Source organism: Thermococcus sp. M36 (assembly GCF_012027355.1).
Taxonomy (GTDB): domain Archaea; phylum Methanobacteriota_B; class Thermococci; order Thermococcales; family Thermococcaceae; genus Thermococcus.
The window spans coordinates 1-516 of record NZ_SNUH01000107.1 but is presented as its reverse complement, the minus strand read 5'-3'; the positions used below and the strand labels follow the sequence as shown (position 1 = coordinate 516).

Below are 516 nucleotides of genomic sequence, written 5' to 3'. Positions count from 1 at the left end.
AAAACATCTGCTTCGTCATTACCTGAAAAGCTTTTTATTCTCAGCGTTAAATTATGCTCTTCATCTTCCGCAAATACAGCCGTTGAAATGCAAACAATTTTTCCAAATTCAGCCAAAATGCCTGCTTTTTTATGATAAGTTTCAGCTTCATCAAAATTTTCTGGCACAGTTTTGGAAATTTTATCACACCAGAGATTTTGCCAGGTATCGTTCATTAAATCATAACGTTCATACTGTGGTACTGTCTCAATATCAAGCAACAATAATTCAGTTAACATAGCTAAGTTTTGGTTTCAATATTCAAACACAATTTAAAACTTTTTTGTATAAATATATGAACTGTATAACCAAGTTTGACAATAGAAAACTGAAATGGAAAATTACCGGATACACCATTTTGTTAATTGCATTTATTAATTACTTGGCTTATCTTACCTCAAATAATAACTTTCCAATACTCTAATTATATCAGTATTTAACAAGTAAACACTGTATTTTTATTTAAATTTAATCTCA

General features: G+C 29.1%; 1 protein-coding gene. It reads right to left on the bottom strand.

Going from position 1 to position 516, the window contains the following annotated elements:
• A partial coding sequence (locus E3E36_RS11540; protein WP_206203649.1) for a hypothetical protein occupies nucleotides 1–260 on the bottom strand: 260 nt, incomplete at its 3' end.
• Nucleotides 261–516: the final 256 nt, after the last annotated feature.